Here is a 17,099-nt window from a genome sequence, read left to right on the forward strand (position 1 = left end):
CGCGACGGCTGGTTCCCCATAACACGCGCGCCTCGAATGCTAGTCGAGAGCGTGCGCCACGGTTGTTACAAGTTGTTAGCGCCATGCCGGGCACGCCCGGGGCGCCTCAACAGAGCGAGAGACCCATATGGAAGTCGCCCAAATCAATGAAGTGCTGCGTGGCATCGTCGACCCGGATACGGGCCTGGACCTGATCGCCGGAAAGTATGTGAAACAGGTCGATGCCGGGCACGGTCACGTCGGTATCGATATCGAGTTCGGCTATCCCGCCAAAAGCCAGTTCGAAGCGATGCGCGCCCGCATTACCGACGCCGTCGGCAAGCTGCCCGGGGTGGAGCGCGTTGCCGTGCACATTGACCAGAAGATCGTATCGCACGCCGTTCAACGCGGGGTGAAGCTCCTTCCCAATGTCAAGAACATCGTCGCCGTGGCCTCCGGCAAGGGCGGCGTGGGCAAGAGCACCACGGCGGTGAACCTCGCCCTGGCGCTCGCCGCCGAAGGCGCCACGGTCGGCGTTCTCGACGCCGATATCTACGGCCCGTCGTTGCCGACGCTGCTGGGCATTCACGGCAAGCCGGCGTCGACGGACGGCAAGACGCTCGAACCGATGGTCGGCCACGGCCTGCAAGCCAGCTCCATCGGCTTTCTCATCGAGCCGGACAATCCCATGGTCTGGCGCGGCCCGATGGTCACGCAGGCGCTTGAGCAACTGCTCAACCAGACGAACTGGAAAAACCTCGACTACCTGATCGTCGACATGCCGCCGGGCACGGGCGACATCCAGCTCACGCTCGCGCAGAAGGTGCCCGTCACGGGCGCGGTCATCGTCACGACGCCGCAGGATCTGGCGCTGCTCGACGCGCGCAAGGGTCTCAAGATGTTCGAAAAGGTCGGCGTGCCGATTCTGGGGCTGATCGAGAACATGAGCCTGCACATCTGCTCGAACTGCGGTCACGAAGAGCCGATCTTCGGCGTGGGCGGCGGCGAGCGCATGAGCCACGATTTCGACGTCGACCTGCTGGGCAAACTGCCGCTGGAGATGAGCATTCGCGTGCATGCCGACGCCGGCATGCCGAGCGTGGTGGCGGATCCGGACGGTCGCGTGGCCGAGCTGTACAAGGCCATCGCCCGCAAGGTCGCAGTCAAGATCGCGGCCAAGCAGAAGGACATGACCAGCAAGTTCCCGTCCATCGTGGTGCAGAACACGTAAGGACGGCGCTGCCGGGGCCGGGCGGCCCCGCGCGGGGCGGTGCGCGTGAAAACCTCACCGCACCGCAACAATCGCGTAAAATACGCCCACTTTTTACGTACCACCCCAATTCAGGCCCAGACATGAGCATCAAGTCCGACAAATGGATCCGGCGTATGGCCGAAGAGCACGGCATGATCGAGCCCTTCGAACCGTCCCAGATCCGGTATTCCCAGGACGGGCAAAAGATCGTCAGCTACGGCACGTCGAGCTACGGCTACGACATCCGCTGTGCGCCTGAATTCAAGGTCTTCACGAACATCAACTCGACGATCGTCGACCCGAAGAACTTCGACGAGAAGTCCTTTGTCGATGTCGAGAGCGATGTCTGCATCATTCCGCCGAACTCGTTCGCGCTCGCCCGCACCGTCGAATACTTCCGTATTCCGCGCAGCGTGCTGACCGTGTGCCTCGGCAAGTCGACGTATGCGCGCTGCGGCATCATCGTGAACGTGACGCCGTTCGAACCCGAATGGGAGGGCTACGTGACCCTGGAGTTCTCGAACACGACGCCGCTGCCGGCCAAGATCTACGCCAACGAAGGCGTGGCTCAGGTGCTGTTCTTCGAATCCGACGAAGTCTGCGAGACCTCGTATAAGGATCGCGGCGGCAAGTATCAGGGACAGCGTGGTGTCACGCTGCCGAAAACCTAGCCTGATACGCTAGACACTCGCCGCCGGTGAGCATCCTCAATATCGCAATGCCCCAGAGCCACGGCCATGTCGGACCGTGGCTCGTTCTTTTGTCGAAGGAACGCCAATGAAATTCCGTTTTCCGATCGTCATCATTGACGAGGACTTCCGCTCCGAGAACATTTCCGGATCCGGGATTCGCTCCTTGGCGGAGGCCATCGAGGCCGAGGGCATGGAAGTCAACGGTCTCACCAGCTACGGTGACCTGACCTCGTTCGCGCAGCAGGCCAGCCGCGCGTCGAGCTTCATCCTGTCCATCGACGACGACGAGTTCGGCACGTTCTCGAGCGAAGCGGGCGGCGAAGGCGAGGGCGAACTGGCGCTGGCCATCATCAACCTGCGTGCGTTCGTGCAGGAAGTGCGCCGTCGCAATCCGGATATTCCGATTTTCCTGTACGGCGAGACGCGCACCTCGCGCCACATCCCGAACGACATCCTGCGCGAGCTGCACGGCTTCATTCACATGTTCGAAGACACGCCGGAGTTCGTGGCGCGTCACATCATCCGTGAAGCCAAGTCGTATCTCGATTCGCTGCCGCCGCCGTTCTTCCGCTCGCTCACGCACTACGCGGCCGACGGTTCCTACTCATGGCACTGCCCGGGGCACTCGGGCGGCGTGGCGTTCCTCAAGAGCCCGGTGGGGCAGATGTTCCACCAGTTCTTCGGCGAGAACATGCTGCGTGCAGACGTCTGCAACGCCGTGGAAGAACTCGGCCAACTGCTTGATCACAACGGCCCGGTGGGGGCGTCGGAGCGTAATGCGGCACGCATCTTCAATGCCGACCACCTCTTCTTCGTGACGAACGGCACGTCGACGTCGAACAAGATCGTCTGGCACGCCACCGTGGCGCCGGGCGACATCGTGGTCGTCGACCGTAACTGCCACAAGTCGATCCTGCACGCGATCACCATGACGGGCGCCGTGCCGGTGTTCCTCACGCCCACGCGCAACCACCTCGGCATCATCGGCCCGATTCCGAAGTCGGAATTCGAGCCGGAAGTCATTCGCGCCAAGATCGAAGCGAACCCGTTCGCCCGCGAAGTGCTGGAGCGTGACCCGAACGCCAAGCCGCGTATCCTGACGATCACGCAAAGCACGTACGACGGCGTGATCTACAACGTCGAAATGATCAAAGACGTGCTGGGCAACAACATCGACACGCTGCACTTCGACGAAGCCTGGCTGCCGCACGCCGCGTTCCACGAGTTCTATCGCGACATGCACGCCATCGGCGAAGGCCGTCCGCGTTCGTCGGAAGCGACGATTTACGCCACCCACTCCACGCACAAGCTGCTCGCCGGCATTTCGCAGGCGTCGCAGATCGTGGTGCAGGATTCGGATGCGCGCACGTTCGATACGTACCGCTTCAACGAGGCGTACCTGATGCACACGTCGACCTCGCCGCAGTACGCGATCATCGCGTCGTGCGACGTGGCGGCGGCCATGATGGAGCCGCCGGGCGGCACGGCGCTGGTCGAAGAATCGATCGTCGAGGCGCTCGACTTCCGTCGCGCCATGCGCAAGGTGGATCAGGAGTACGGCGATTCGTGGTGGTTCTCGGTGTGGGGCCCGGAGAATCTGGGCGACGAGGGCACGATTCAGCGCGACGACTGGGTGCTGCGCGCGAACGACCGCTGGCACGGCTTCGGCGATCTGGCCGATGGCTTTAACATGCTCGACCCGATCAAGGCGACGATCATCACGCCGGGGCTGGACGTGGACGGCGAGTTCGGCGAAAGCGGCATTCCGGCGGCCATCGTCACCAAGTATCTGGCCGAGCACGGCATCATCGTCGAGAAGACCGGTCTGTATTCGTTCTTCATCATGTTCACGATCGGTATCACGAAGGGTCGCTGGAACTCGATGGTGACCGAGTTGCAGCAGTTCAAGGACGACTACGATCACAACCGTCCGCTGTGGCGCGTGCTACCGGAGTTCGTGGCGCAGTTCCCGCGCTATGAACGTATCGGTCTGCGCGATCTGTGCGATCAGATCCACAGCGTGTACAAGGCGAACGACGTTGCGCGCGTGACCACCGAAATGTATCTCTCGGACATGCAGCCGGCCATGAAGCCGACGGACGCCTTCTCGAAGCTGGCTCACCGCCAGATCGACCGGGTGCCTATCGACGAACTGGAAGGTCGCGTCACGAGCGTGCTGCTCACGCCGTATCCGCCGGGTATTCCGCTGCTGATTCCGGGCGAGCGTTTCAACGCGGCCATCATCGAGTACCTGCGTTTCGCGCGCGACTTCAACGAGCGCTTCCCGGGCTTCCATACCGATATCCACGGTCTGGTGGTCGAGGACGTGGACGGACGTCCCGAGTACTTCGTGGACTGCGTGCGTCAATAAGCGACGTCCGGTGACAGTGCTCACCGCGCAGACAACGGCAATGCGGCCCCACGCGAAAAGCGCGGGGCCGTTTTGTTTGGGGCGCCGTGTCCGGCACGAGGCGTGTCGTTGGTGCTGTGCGCCATACGCCGTTTTCAATGTGACAGCTTGCGTCCAGTGCTCGTGCGTCAATAGCGCGGTCGAACGTACGCGCCGAAAATCGGGACAAGCGGCAGTGAAATCACGCTAAATTTCCGCAAGTCGATGTGATGCGGCACAAAACCCGAGTTTTGTGGCCCGACTCGACCTCGTTGTTTTTGGGATGTTTCCCATCAATTCGCGCGGTGTCGATTGCTAAACTCGTCGCACTTTTTGTCGCGGGGAAATGCATGGAAATCACCAGGGAATTGGCGTTCGGCACATATGGCACGCTGGTTTGCGCCACGTTGGTCCTGTTACTCGGACGCAAGCTCGTCGGGTGGATCGGACCGTTGCGGACTTACAGCATTCCCGAGCCAGTGGCCGCAGGGTTACTCGTCGCGCTCGGCACGCTGACGCTGCGCGAGGTCGGTGACGTCGAACTGAAGTTCGATACGGCCTTGCAAGGGCCGCTGATGCTGGCGTTCTTCGCGACCATCGGGTTGTCGGCGAATCTGGCCAGCCTTCGTGCGGGCGGCAAGCGTCTGGTGCTGTTTCTGGGGATCGTGGCGGCGATGCTCGTCATGCAGAACGCCATTGGCGTGGGGCTGGCGATGTCGATGGGCTTGCCGCCGGGTGTCGGGCTGCTGGGTGGTTCGATCACGCTTGCGGGCGGACATGGGACGGGCGCGGCATGGGGCGAGACGCTCACCACGGGCTATGGCGTGCAGTCGGCGCTGGAAATCGCGATGGCCTGCGCGACCTTCGGGTTGGTGCTGGGCGGCCTGCTGGGCGGTCCGGTGGCGCGCTACCTGGTCGGGCGGCTCGGCCGTGCGGGCGTGAGCGTGCCCGGGGTCGATGCCGCGAAGGACGCCGCCCCGGAGGGCTTCGAGCAACCGCATACGGTGCGACTGATTACGGCGCAGGCGCTGATCGAGACGGTGGCGATGATCGCCATCTGCCTGTTGGGCGGGGAGGTCGTCGCACGTTGGCTGTCGGGGTCTGCCTTCGAGTTGCCGACCTTCGTGTGCGTGCTGTTCACCGGTGTGGTGGTGCGCAACGTGTTGTCGCTCGTGGGATATGAGGTCTTCGAGCGTTCGCTGTCGGTGCTGGGCAACGTCAGCCTGTCGTTGTTTCTGGCGATGGCGCTGATGTCGCTGCGCCTGTGGGACCTTTCGACGCTGGCGCTGCCGATGATCGTGATTCTGGTCGTGCAGGCCGTGGCGATGGCGGCGTTTGCGATCTTCGTCACGTTCCGCGCCATGGGGCGAAATTACGATGCAGCGGTGCTGGCTGCGGGCCACTGTGGCTTCGGTCTTGGCGCGACGCCGACGGCCATTGCCAACATGCAGGCGGTGACGGAGCGCTTCGGTCCGTCGCACATCGCCTTCCTGATCGTGCCGATGGTCGGCGCGTTCTTCATCGACATTCTCAACGCCCTCGTCATCAAGGGATTCCTGTCGTTGCCAGTGTTCTAAATCAACGTCCCGCGGCCGGATTCGTCGCACTTCGCGCATTCAGCCCATAACCATCAGCGCGAAGGTACGAAACGGCCGCTGCGCCTGTCAGGGATACCGATACTTATCGGGCCTCCATTCCAGCGGCGCCAACCGGCGCCGCAAGTGCGGTGAGATCCGATCACGGATACTTTTCCGCTCCTCAACTCGGCGCTTGAGCGCCGATGTCAATGAGTAATTTTCGCGGCCTTTCACGCTGAACACCGTTGTCTGCGTCATAATGCGGCTGCGGAAATATCAATATTTATTTCGCGTTACGAAAAGATTGGATAACGAAGACTTAACGTTATTCGGGGAGAGGCGCGAGCGGCGCCTGCAATCGTTTAGAGCGAAAATCGAAATTGAGCGAAAATCAGTTCCAGATCGACTTATCGAATTACTTTAAGGCAAGGTTTCCGTTCATTTATCTGACGACCTGGGAAGAAGATCGGGCGTTGGAGTCGATTCAGCAGGTCGCGTCGAACCGGGACTGGATCAGAACCGAGCGGGCCGTGCTGCATTGGAGTCTCGCGTCAGGCTTGATGGGCATCGATGGCGAGAAGATCGACAAGGGCGCCAGCGGACAACTGACGCCGACACAGGCTGCGCTGCGCGTGCTCGACGAGATCGCTGCCTTCCCTGAGCCGGCCGTCTTCGTACTCAAGGACTTCCACATTTTCTTCGGCAGCAGCGGTGGCAACGGCGTCGCGCGCCTTGTCGACGCAACCGTTTGCCGTAAGCTCAGGGATCTGATTTCGCTACTCAAGCTGAGTCCGAAGCCCAAGAACGTCGTGCTTCTGTCGCCCGTGATGGAGCTGCCGGTCGAGTTGCAGAAAGACATCATCGTCCTGGATTTTCCTTTGCCGACATCTGCCGAACTGCGCGCGTTGCTCGGCTCGATGATGGAGGCCAATCGAGCAAGCGGGCGCATCACCATCGATTTGTCGCCGGACGGCGAAGAGGCGCTGGCGAACGCCGCGCTGGGCCTGACCATGCAAGAGGCGGAGAACGCATTCGCGCTGGCGATGGTAAAGGACGGTCGGTTGTGTCGCGATGACGTCGAAGTGATTATCGACGAAAAGAAACAGGTCATTCGCAAGGGCGGCATTCTGGAATTCATCCCGCGCGACAAAGGGATGAGCGATGTCGCGGGGCTCGAGAACCTCAAGCGTTGGCTGAAGAAGCGGGACCGATCGTGGAGCGCTGAAGCGAAGCGTTATGGTCTTCCGCCGCCCAATGGCGTGTTGCTCACGGGCGTGCCCGGTTGCGGCAAGAGTCTGATCGCCAAGGCTATCAGCAGCGGCTGGCAGTTGCCGTTGTTGCGTCTTGACGTGGGGCGGGTCTTTAGCGGTATCGTCGGCAGCAGCGAAGAGAACTTGCGCCGCGCGATTGCCACGGCGGAAGCGATCGCGCCCTCGGTCATGTGGATCGACGAGATCGAGAAAGGGTTCGGGAATGTCGGCGGTGCAGGTGACTCGGGCACGAGCAGTCGCGTTTTCGCGTCGTTCCTTACCTGGATGCAGGAAAAGAAGAAGCCGGTGTTCGTTGTGGCAACGGCCAATAACATCCAGCAATTGCCGGCGGAAATGCTGCGTAAAGGACGCTTCGACGAGATTTTCTTCGTCGACATTCCGACGCACAAGGAGCGGGCCGCAATTTTCAAGCTGCACCTTGCGCGACGTCTTACGGATGCTGTCGCCGTGGGGGATTTTCAGATCACGGAGTCCTTGCTCGATACGCTCGCCAAGCTGACGGAAGGCTATGTCGGGGCCGAAATCGAGCAGGTGGTCATTGCGGCACTTTTCGACGCCTATTCCTCAGAGCGGGCGTTGACGGAGGCCGATCTGGTCACGTCGATCACGAACACGGTGCCGCTGTCGAAGACACAGGCCGAGCAGATCATCGCGCTTCGGGCATGGGCCAACGAGCGAGCGGTGGCGGCTACTGCCCAAGAGGATCGCGAAGCCTATTCAGGCGCGGCTGGACAGTCCGCTCCCTTGCTCGCCACGCGCGGCGGCCGGACCATCGACTTCTGAGTTTGCGATCATGAGTGTCTTTCTGATTATGGTGCCGGCGGCGATTACGCTGCTGGGGGCTTCGGGAACGACTGCGGCCGTGGGTGTCGGTGCGGTAGCCGGCGCTTCGGCGTTTACAGGTGTCGCTGTGGTCGGTTCGACCATTGCGGGCATGACCGTCGGCCTGATGGTGAAACACGGCAAGCGTGCGAACACGCTCGTCTATCAGACTCACCTCAATCGTCGCGATTTGCTGGAGCAAACCCTGTCGAATCTCGGCTATCGCACGGACAATCTGAACGAAGGGCTTTCGGCGAAGCATGGCGAGATGTTCCTGTTGTTCGAAGGTAACGAAGCTGGGACGTTCGACGGCGTGGTAGACAAAAACGTACCGGAAACCGTGACGAAACGCGCTTTCGAAGCGATTTATGCGGAGTACACACGTCTCGTGCAGGTCGAAACGTACGTGTCCCTATTGAAAGAAGCGAAGAAGCACGGGTTGACACTCGAATCCGAAACGGTCGAGGAAGATAACTCGATCAGCCTGACTTTCCTGGTGACACAAAAAAATGGCTGAACGGATTTCCATCAAGATCGCCCCTGACGGAAAAATTACGTCTGAGACGCATGGCGTCAAAGGGGAAAGCTGTCTGGCGTTGATCGCGACGCTCGAAACGTTGCTTAACGCTAATGTTATCGAGTCACAAAGAACTGCCGAGTATTTCGAGCAGCAGATCGTCGCCGACGATGTGCAACTTGATTCGGTCAGCGTCAAGAATGCGTTTTGAACGCAATCAGTCGGAACACGCTGCCTTTGCGAAACCTTCGCAGAAGAGCGGGCGCGCAGTGTGGGCTCATTCCCGATGAGTGGCGGTACGAGGCAGCAACGAAAAATAATGTGGTTGAGGTGATGTGATGGCGATAACGCAAAAGGGGCGGTTGTGGGAGTGGAGTCGATCGCTTTATTTGGTTTTCGTGTGCGTACCGTTCCTGAATTTCTTCGCGTTTGCGATCGCGGCACAGGTCGCCCGGAAGCGGCGATGGGCCGGTTACGCCATCCTTTATCTTGTGCCGCATGTCTTGCTGTTTTCTATCGCGGTAGTCGTTGGCGGGAAGAAGGATCTTTATCCGGTCCTGAACAAAGCAGGGATTTTCGTCTTCGTTATTGACATGCTCGCGCTATGGCCAATTTCGCTTGCGCACGCGATCAGAATTCGTAGAGACGTTCTGATTCGAGCTGAAGAGGCCAGCGATGCGATAGCACGCACGGAAGCGTACGAAGCGATGGCGCAGCGCCGCCGAGTACGCGAGATGCAGGCGAGCGCCAACCGTAGCGAAACGCGCGACGGCGGGCCGAATGCCAAGCCGGGGAAACGTCGCGGTAAAAATGCAGCCGATCCCATGGCAGAGTTTGGGCGAAGCGCGCACACCGGGCAGGAAGCACCGTCAAAACCCAATGCGGATCGGCAACCCAGGGCGAAGCGACAGGTGGACGCCACGCAGAAGCCTGTTGTCGACAATGTCGAAAAACTCGACATCAACTCGGTGACAGAGGAAGCGTTAGGTCGGCATCCGCTGGTGGGTCCGATTCTCGCCAAAAAGATGACGGTCTACCGTGAATCGGGCGGCACGTTCCGTAGCGTTGAACATTTCTGTGAAGTCCTCAATATCCAGCCGCATCTCGTGGCAAGGCTGAGAGACAGTGTCGAGTTCAAAGCGCCGCGCGCGCCTGCATTTGCGAACAAGCAGCGGGTCGTCGACTACTGATTGTTGGGATGCCATTCCGGCAACGATCTTACGAATCATGCGTGGCGTTTCAGCGCGGGGCGTGCGGTCCGTTGTCTTGAAGACAAAACATTGGAATTACCTTCAGCGCTAGGGAGTGAATATGGCGATTACACATAGGGGCCGACTGTGGGAGTGGCGGAAGTCGCTTTATTTGTTCTGGCTATTGATGCCGTTCGGGAATTGGGTGCCGTTTGCGCTCGCGGCGAGAATTTGCCGTAATCGACGCTGGGCGACATACGCGACGCTCTATTTCATGGCGAACCTCGTAGTATTTGCTGCTGTGTTTTTCTACGGAGGAAAATCCAAAACGGAGGCGCCCGTTCTATACCTCGTCTACGGATGGCTTGTCATGTTGTGGTCGTTTGTTCTGTGGCCATTTTCCGTGGTGCATGCATTCCGTCAGCGTAGCCAGGTGCTCATGCACCGAGCGGAAGCGGAATACGAGGGCCGGGAGAACGATACCTACGCCGACGCGTTGGTGCGACAACAGGCGCGTGAGGAGTTCGCCGGGTTGAAGCGTAATGGAATGCAGGCCAACAGCTTGAAGACGAAGTCGATGCCGGAATACGCGGTATCAACGAGGTCACCGAAGCAGAAGCATCAGGTTACGGATGAGGTGCAGCGTGTGTTCTCGCCGGCTGCGCAGGCCATGCCCGTCACGGCGCCTGTACGCGGTGGCAAGCGTCTGGATGTCAACGCCGCGATCCAGGCTGAGTTCGAAGCGCATTCGCTGATCGGGCCGATTCTTACGCGGAAGATTTTGTCCTATCGCGAATCTGGCGGCACATTCCGCAGCGTCGAGCACTTCTGCGAAGTCCTCAACATACCGCCGCATCTCGTCGCAAAGCTGCAGGAGAGTCTTTACGTCAGGCCTGCGCAAGGCCCTGCAATTACCACCAGACAGCGAGTGGTCGACTACTGATCGTCATGCGGCTTCATCATTTCATCGGGGAGACGCTGGCGGAAGGTCCGGGAGCGCGTGCGTGTCTGTGGGTGCAAGGATGCTCGATTCAGTGCGCCGGCTGCTCGCAGCCCCATACTTGGGACGCTTCACTCGGCCGTGAGGTGTCGGTCGAGGCGTTGGCATCCACTATCTCCGGGATCACGTCTATCGAAGGCGTGACTTTTCTCGGAGGGGAGCCGTTCGAGCAAGCCGTGGAACTGGCCGAACTAGGGCGCCGACTGCGCGAGCGCGGCCTGTCGATCATGACGTTCTCGGGCTATACGCTCGACAAGCTTGAAAAGATGGGGCTTCCGGGGACTGAGGAGTTGCTTGCGGTCACGGATCTGCTGATCGACGGCCCTTATGTCGCCACGAAACCCGATACAGCGCGGCCGTGGGTCGGATCGACGAATCAACGTTTCCATTTTCTGACCGACCGGTACCGTCACCTCAAGGACGATCTCGAGCGCATTCCGAACCGGATTGAAATCCGCATAGCTGCCGACGGTTTGATGACGGCAAACGGAATGCTCGCGCTGGATACCCTTCGGCAGCTACTTGCCGCCCGGAAGTCAGCATAAAAAACGCCACCCGAGGGTGTAATGCCGTTCAGTTAAGCGCGATTCGTACGCGGCGGTCGCCAGAAGCGCTCACGAAACGCCATTAAAAATGCCACTTCGATTCGCGTCGAAGTGGCATTTTCGTCTTAACTGAACAGCATGTCACCCGAGGGTGGCATTTTTCGTTGGCGCCGAGGACGCGTGGACCAAGGCCTTTACTTCGCCAGTTTCGCGCGGGCGGCCGCGATGGCGCGCTGCACCTGCGCCGGCGCCGTGCCGCCGATGTGGTTACGGCTGGCGACCGAGCCTTCGAGCGTGAGGTATTCGAAGACGTCTTCACCGACGAGCGGCGAGAACTTCTGCAACTCGGCGAGCGACAGGTCCGCCAGATCGATATCGCGGTCCGAGCAGATCTTCACGGCATGGGCGACGATTTCATGCGCGTCGCGGAACGGCAGACCCTTCTTCACGAGGTAATCGGCCAGATCGGTCGCCGTCGAGAAGCCTTGCAGCGCAGCGTTGCGCATGTTGGCTTCGCGCACCTTGATGCCCGGCACCATGTCGGCAAAGATTCGCAGCGTGTCGATCACGGTATCGACCGTGTCGAACAGCGGTTCCTTGTCTTCCTGATTGTCTTTGTTGTACGCCAGCGGCTGGCCCTTCATCAGCGTCAGCAACGCCATCAGGTGGCCATTCACGCGACCGGTCTTGCCGCGGGCAAGTTCGGGCACGTCCGGGTTCTTCTTCTGCGGCATGATCGAGCTGCCCGTGCAGAAACGGTCGGCCAGATCGATGAAGCCCACGCGCGGGCTCATCCACAGCACCAGTTCTTCCGAGAAGCGCGAGACGTGCGTCATTACCAGCGCTGCGGCGGCGGTGAATTCGATGGCGAAGTCACGATCCGATACCGCGTCGAGGGAATTCGTGCACACTTCTTCGAAGCCGAGCGTCGCGGCAACGCGCTCGCGATCGATCGGGTAGCTCGTGCCGGCCAGCGCCGCGGCGCCCAGCGGCAGACGGTTCACGCGGCGGCGCACGTCGACCATGCGCTCGGCATCGCGGCTGAACATCTCGAAGTAAGCCATCAGGTGGTGACCGAACGTCACCGGCTGTGCCACCTGCAGGTGCGTAAAGCCCGGCAGGATCGTGGCGCTGTGCTGCTCGGCCAGATCCAGCAGCGCACGGCGCAGGTCGCCGAGGTGCTTGCCGATGCTGTCGATCTCGCTGCGCAGCCACAGGCGGATGTCGGTGGCGACCTGATCGTTACGCGAACGGCCGGTGTGCAGGCGCTTGCCGGCGTCGCCGATCAGCGCGGTGAGACGGGCTTCGATGTTGAGGTGGACGTCTTCGAGATCCAGTTGCCACTCGAACTGACCGCCTTCGATCTCGCTGCGAATCTGCGTCATGCCTCGCTGGATGTCGGCCAGATCCTGCGCGCTGATGATGCCTTGCGCAGCCAGCATGTCGGCGTGAGCGAGCGAACCTTCGATGTCGAACAGCGCGAGTCGCTTGTCGAAGAACACCGACGCGGTATAGCGCTTGACGAGATCGGAAACGGGTTCGGAAAAGCGTGCCGACCAGGCTTCGCCTTTCTTGTGGAGTTGGGAGGTCATTGTCGTAGCGTGGCTAATCGTGGGCCCGTTCAGGCCCGTGGGCGCAAACCGTGGCAAAGCACGGCAAACCGCGATTATACAGCCCTGGGGCCCTTGCTACGACAGCCCAGCGCCGGGAAGGCGGCCAGCGGCGACCCCGGGACGGGGGCCGGCCGCGTTACGGCTCAGTTCGCCATCGATAACGTCCAGACGCGCGGCGGCGCCGACAGGCACAGGCCGGAGGTCGCTTCGTCGAACGCCGCCCGTTGCAGGGCTTCGAGTTTCGCCGCTTTGGCGATGCGCTCGCGGGCCTGATGGATGCGGGCCATTCGCGTCGGATCGTCGGGCAGGGCGCAAAGGCGTCCCAGGTCGTGCATCAAAGCGGTGCCGAGCTTGTCGAGCGCCGGCCGCAGCCGGGTGCTCAGGTCGACCGGCTCGCCCGGTGCACTGCCGTCGCGGGCCCAGCGGGCCAGCAAGGCCGTCTGCACGAGCTTGCCCGCTTCGATTTGCAGGCGGAAGAAGGTGCGCGCCTGCGCAGGCGTCAGCCCGAACTGGCTGGCGCGCTCGCCTACGCTGTCGAGCAGCGCCTGCTCGCGCGGCGTGTCCTGCACCGGCTTGCCCGAGGCGTATTTGTTTCTGGCGACCGCTTCGCTGATCGCAAGGCGCGCGAGAATGCCGTTCATCAACGGATCCAGCACCGGGTCGACGACGGGCCGGGGCTTCGACGGCTCCGACGGGGATGCGGCGAGCGTTTGCGAGACGACACGCGCCGCGAATCCGCGCACGCCGTGCGGTGCGGTCGCAATGGCATAAGACGAGAGGGCAGACGCCCGGACGCTCTGCTCTGGCGCGGCGCTGGTGGCGGGTGCGGCATACGCGCTGGTGCAGACGGCAAATGCGGCGGACGCTGCGGTCGCGACGCACGCCGCGAGCCAGGCTGCCCGCCGTGTCAAGGTTGCGTGCGCAGGTCGCGTCGGCGCCGGATGCACCGGATGCGCCCGGTGTGCATTAAGGAAATGATCGGAATGCATGATGGATTGGCCCCCCGGCAGCCATCGAGTCGAATGCGTCGAAATATACCGCGCTATCCATGGGCTGTCGTTGAGGAGATTCCCAAGGGCGCATGAGCCACCTTTAGGTATCCCGTCGCCATCCATCCGGTGTGCCTGCTCCGCGCCAGCGTCGGCACGGAGCAGAACCGGACAGCTTTTTCGGACGTCAGCCGGTATTGCGCAGCCCGGCGGCAATCCCGTTGATGGACAGGTGAATGCCGCGACGCGCCCGCTCGTCCGATTCCCCTGCGCGATGCCGGCGCAGCAACTCGACCTGCAAGTGATTGAGCGGATCGAGATACGGGAAGCGGTTCTTGATCGAGCGCGCGAGCATCGGGTTGTCCGCCAGACGCTCCTCGTGCCCGGTAATGAGCGCGAGCGCCTGCGACGTGCTCTGCCACTCGGCGACGATGCGGTTGAACACGCGCTTGCGCAGCTTCTCATCCGGCACCAGCTCGGCGTAACGCGATGCCACGGCCAGATCCGTTTTGGAGAGCACCATGTCCATGTTCGAGAGCAGGTTCGCAAAGAACGGCCAGCGCTTGACCATCTGACGCAGCGTGTCGAGACGCTTGTCGCGCCCCGCCTTGTCTTCCTGGCTGGCCTTCGCGGGCTTGCCGGACTTGCCGCCATCGCCGTCGAGATAGGCGCTCACCGCGCTGCCGAAGCCGTACCAGCCGGTAAGCAGCAGACGGCATTGGCCCCACGAGAATCCCCACGGAATGGCGCGCAGGTCTTCGATGCGGCGATGCTTCGGATCGGAGAACTTGCGCGACGCGGGACGCGAGCCGATGTTCAGTTCGGCGATCTCCGCAATCGGCGTGGCCGAGAAGAAGTAGTCGGTAAAGCCGGGCGTCTCGTACACCAGATCGCGATACGCGGCGAACGCCGTATCGGAGAGCGTCTGCATGACCGCCTCGAACGCGGCCAGACGCGGCGGCTGATTGCGGCTCGGCAGCAGGGTGGCTTCGAGCGTCGCGGCGACGATGGTCTCCAGATTGCGGCGTCCGATCTCCGGGTTCGCGAACTTGCTGGCGATGATCTCGCCTTGCTCCGTCAGACGGATCTGCCCGTTCACCGTGCCCGGCGGCTGCGACAGGATGGCCTGATAGGTCGGGCCGCCGCCGCGACCGACCGTACCGCCCCGGCCGTGGAACAGCCGCAGGCGGATGCCTTTCTCCTCGAACAGCCGCACCAGCGCCAGTTCGGCCTTATAGAGTTCCCAGTTGGACGTGAGGAAGCCGCCGTCCTTGTTGCTGTCGGAGTAGCCGAGCATGACTTCCTGCTCGCCGCCTTGTTGCGTGACGACCGCCGGCATGCCCGGAATGTCGAAGAACTCGCGCATGATGACCGGCGCGTTGCGCAAGTCGGCGATCGTCTCGAACAGCGGGATGACCATCGCGCCGACCTTCGGCTCGACCGGCTTCGCGCCGTCGCTGCCGAGTGCGCCCTGAAAGAGGCCCGTCTCCTTTTGCAGCAACATGACTTCCACCAGATCGCTCACGGTTTCCGTGTGCGAAATGATGTAGTTGCGTACGGCGCGCGCGCCGAACCGGGCACGGATGTCGCGCGCGGCGGAGAACACGGCCAGTTCGTCGCGGGTGCGTTGCGAATATTCGAGGTACGGCGAAAAGAGCGGGCGCGCTTCGCGTAGTTCACGCAGCAGCAGGGCGAGTTTCTCGTTCTCGTCGAGCTTCGCGTAGTTCGCTTCGACGCCGGCCTTTGCGAACAACTCCGCAATGACCGCTTCGTGAACGTCCGAACTTTGACGCAGGTCGATGCTCGCGAGATGGAAGCCGAACACTTCGGCAGCACGCACCAGCGGTCCGAGGCGCTGAGAGATCAGCGCGCTGCCGTGATGCGCCATGAGCGATGCGACGACCGTGTTCAGATCGGAGATGAATTCGCTGGCGTCGAGGTACGGGCTGGCATTGCCGACGGCACCGCGATGCGGCACGTGACCGACCCACTCGCGGGCGGTCGCGGCCAGTCGCGCGTACACGCCGATCAGCGCGCGCCGGTAGGGTTCGTCGGTGCGGTGCGGGGAGTCGTCCGGCGAGCGGCGGGCGAGCGTGAGCAGGGCGTCGCTGGCGCCGGCGAGCAGGTGCGAGACGGAAAGCTCCGCGCCGAGCAAGTGCACCTGTTCGAGGTAGTGCGCGAAGATTTCCGTGGCCTGACGCGTGATCGCCAGTTGCAACGTCTGTGCGGTGACGTTCGGGTTGCCGTCGCGATCGCCGCCGATCCAGCTGCCCATTTGCAGGAAACGCCCGAGACCTTCGGAGCGCACGCTCGGCACGGCGTCGTGCAGCTCGGCGGCTACGTCGTCATACAGCGCGGGAATTTCCGTCAGGAACGTGCTGCGGTAATACGACAGCGCGTTTTCGATTTCATCGGCCACCGTCAGTCTCGAACTACGCAGCATGCGCGTCTGCCACAGCGTGGTGACGTAGGCGCGCATCGATTCCGTGTTGCGCGCCGACTCGCGTTCGGTGAGAGCGTCGTCACGATGTTCGAGCAAGCGTGCGATTTCGCGCTCGGCGTCGAGAATGCTCTTGCGCTGAACTTCGGTCGGGTGGGCGGTGAGCACCGGCACGATGAGCGCGCTGGCAAAGAAGGCTTGCAGCGTGGCGGGGTCGTCGCGCCCGGCGTCCTTCAGGCTTTGCAGCGCGGCGCTCAGGCTGCCCGGCTGGGGACGGCTGCCGGCGAGCGCATGCACGCGGCGGCGGCGGTTGTGGTGACGATCCTCGGCAATATTGGCCAGATGCGAGAAGTAGCTGAACGCGCGCACGACCTGAATGGCCTTCTCGTTGGTCAGGCCGTTGAGCAGCGTGTCGAGCGCCCTGGCCGCGCTGCGGTCGCCTTCGCGGTGAAAGCGCACGGCGTTCTGACGGATGGTCTCGACCAGATCGAAGGCGTCGCTCCCCTGTTGCTCGCGCAGCACGTCGCCGAGCAGACGGCCGAGGAAGCGGATGTCCTCACGCAGCGGGGCGTCCTTGTCCTCGCGCGAGCGACGGGCCTTGGGCGTTGCCGTGGATGGGGTGACCTTGACCGCTGTGGCGGATGTCGCACCCGTGCGCGCCGTTCTGGCAGGACTTGATTGACCTGATGGACGTGGCGAGCGGGATGGGGGGGATGAAACCGCGGGTGCTGCCTTCGCGGGGGACGTCTTGCCGACCGACTTGGCCAGGCCCTCTTTCGGGGCTTTTGCCTTTGCGCTGCTCTTCATGTCGCTCCTCTCGAGA

At 62.1% G+C, this 17,099-nt stretch carries 12 protein-coding genes and 1 pseudogene; 10 read left to right on the forward strand and 3 right to left on the reverse strand.

From position 1 onward, the window contains the following. Positions 1 to 121: 121 nt before the first annotated feature. From apbC to C5N93_RS26730, 10 genes and pseudogenes are all read left to right on the forward strand, one after another. Positions 122 to 1,210: pseudogene (apbC, locus tag C5N93_RS26685) on the forward strand (iron-sulfur cluster carrier protein ApbC); the annotation flags it as partial. Between the two features lie 122 nt (positions 1,211 to 1,332). Next, positions 1,333 to 1,902: a dCTP deaminase gene (dcd, locus tag C5N93_RS26690; RefSeq protein ID WP_039373928.1), complete on the forward strand. Its 570-nt coding sequence runs from the start codon at positions 1,333 to 1,335 to the stop codon at positions 1,900 to 1,902. Positions 1,903 to 2,008: 106 nt separating this feature from the next. Then, positions 2,009 to 4,294, forward strand: coding sequence for an arginine/lysine/ornithine decarboxylase (locus C5N93_RS26695; RefSeq protein WP_069342613.1), 2,286 nt, complete (start codon positions 2,009 to 2,011; stop codon positions 4,292 to 4,294). A 368-nt stretch (positions 4,295 to 4,662) separates the two neighbouring features. Beyond that, positions 4,663 to 5,889 (forward strand): sodium/glutamate symporter, encoded by a 1,227-nt coding sequence (gene gltS, locus C5N93_RS26700; protein ID WP_242561637.1) that lies wholly within the window; start codon positions 4,663 to 4,665, stop codon positions 5,887 to 5,889. A gap of 473 nt (positions 5,890 to 6,362) precedes the next feature. Further along, the gene (locus C5N93_RS26705) at positions 6,363 to 7,943 is read left to right on the forward strand and encodes an AAA family ATPase (RefSeq protein WP_242561638.1); all 1,581 of its coding nucleotides are present in this window, start codon (positions 6,363 to 6,365) and stop codon (positions 7,941 to 7,943) included. Positions 7,944 to 7,953: 10 nt separating this feature from the next. Next, the gene (locus C5N93_RS26710; RefSeq protein ID WP_242561639.1) at positions 7,954 to 8,499 is read left to right on the forward strand and encodes a hypothetical protein; all 546 of its coding nucleotides are present in this window, start codon (positions 7,954 to 7,956) and stop codon (positions 8,497 to 8,499) included. Then, on the forward strand, positions 8,492 to 8,710 hold the full coding sequence (locus C5N93_RS26715; RefSeq protein WP_242561640.1) for a DUF2997 domain-containing protein: 219 nt from the start codon (positions 8,492 to 8,494) through the stop codon (positions 8,708 to 8,710). The genes C5N93_RS26710 and C5N93_RS26715 overlap by 8 nt, the downstream gene beginning before the upstream one ends. 127 nt (positions 8,711 to 8,837) lie before the next feature. Next, positions 8,838 to 9,689: a helix-hairpin-helix domain-containing protein gene (locus C5N93_RS26720; protein ID WP_242561641.1), complete on the forward strand. Its 852-nt coding sequence runs from the start codon at positions 8,838 to 8,840 to the stop codon at positions 9,687 to 9,689. A 121-nt stretch (positions 9,690 to 9,810) separates the two neighbouring features. Next, a complete protein-coding gene (locus C5N93_RS26725) occupies positions 9,811 to 10,632 on the forward strand; it encodes a helix-hairpin-helix domain-containing protein (protein WP_242561642.1) in 822 nt (273 codons plus the stop codon). A 5-nt stretch (positions 10,633 to 10,637) separates the two neighbouring features. Then, positions 10,638 to 11,234 carry a 4Fe-4S single cluster domain-containing protein gene (locus C5N93_RS26730; protein WP_242561643.1) on the forward strand — a complete coding sequence of 199 codons (597 nt, stop codon included), beginning with the start codon at positions 10,638 to 10,640 and terminating at the stop codon, positions 11,232 to 11,234. 194 nt (positions 11,235 to 11,428) lie between these two features. Here C5N93_RS26730 and argH read toward each other — a convergent pair whose 3' ends face one another. The 3 genes from argH to ppc form a co-directional block, all read right to left on the reverse strand. Next, complete coding sequence (gene argH, locus C5N93_RS26735) at positions 11,429 to 12,826, reverse strand: argininosuccinate lyase (RefSeq protein WP_150722295.1); 1,398 nt, start codon at positions 12,824 to 12,826, stop codon at positions 11,429 to 11,431. A 164-nt stretch (positions 12,827 to 12,990) separates the two neighbouring features. Continuing rightward, positions 12,991 to 13,758, reverse strand: a complete 768-nt coding sequence (gene aroQ, locus C5N93_RS26740) for a gamma subclass chorismate mutase AroQ (protein WP_242561644.1) — start codon at positions 13,756 to 13,758, stop codon at positions 12,991 to 12,993. Between the two features lie 265 nt (positions 13,759 to 14,023). Next, positions 14,024 to 17,083, reverse strand: coding sequence for a phosphoenolpyruvate carboxylase (gene ppc, locus C5N93_RS26745; RefSeq protein ID WP_242561645.1), 3,060 nt, complete (start codon positions 17,081 to 17,083; stop codon positions 14,024 to 14,026). Positions 17,084 to 17,099 lie beyond the last annotated feature (16 nt).

The sequence above is a fragment of the Pandoraea sp. LA3 genome (assembly GCF_022696215.1).
GTDB lineage: Bacteria > Pseudomonadota > Gammaproteobacteria > Burkholderiales > Burkholderiaceae > Pandoraea > Pandoraea capi.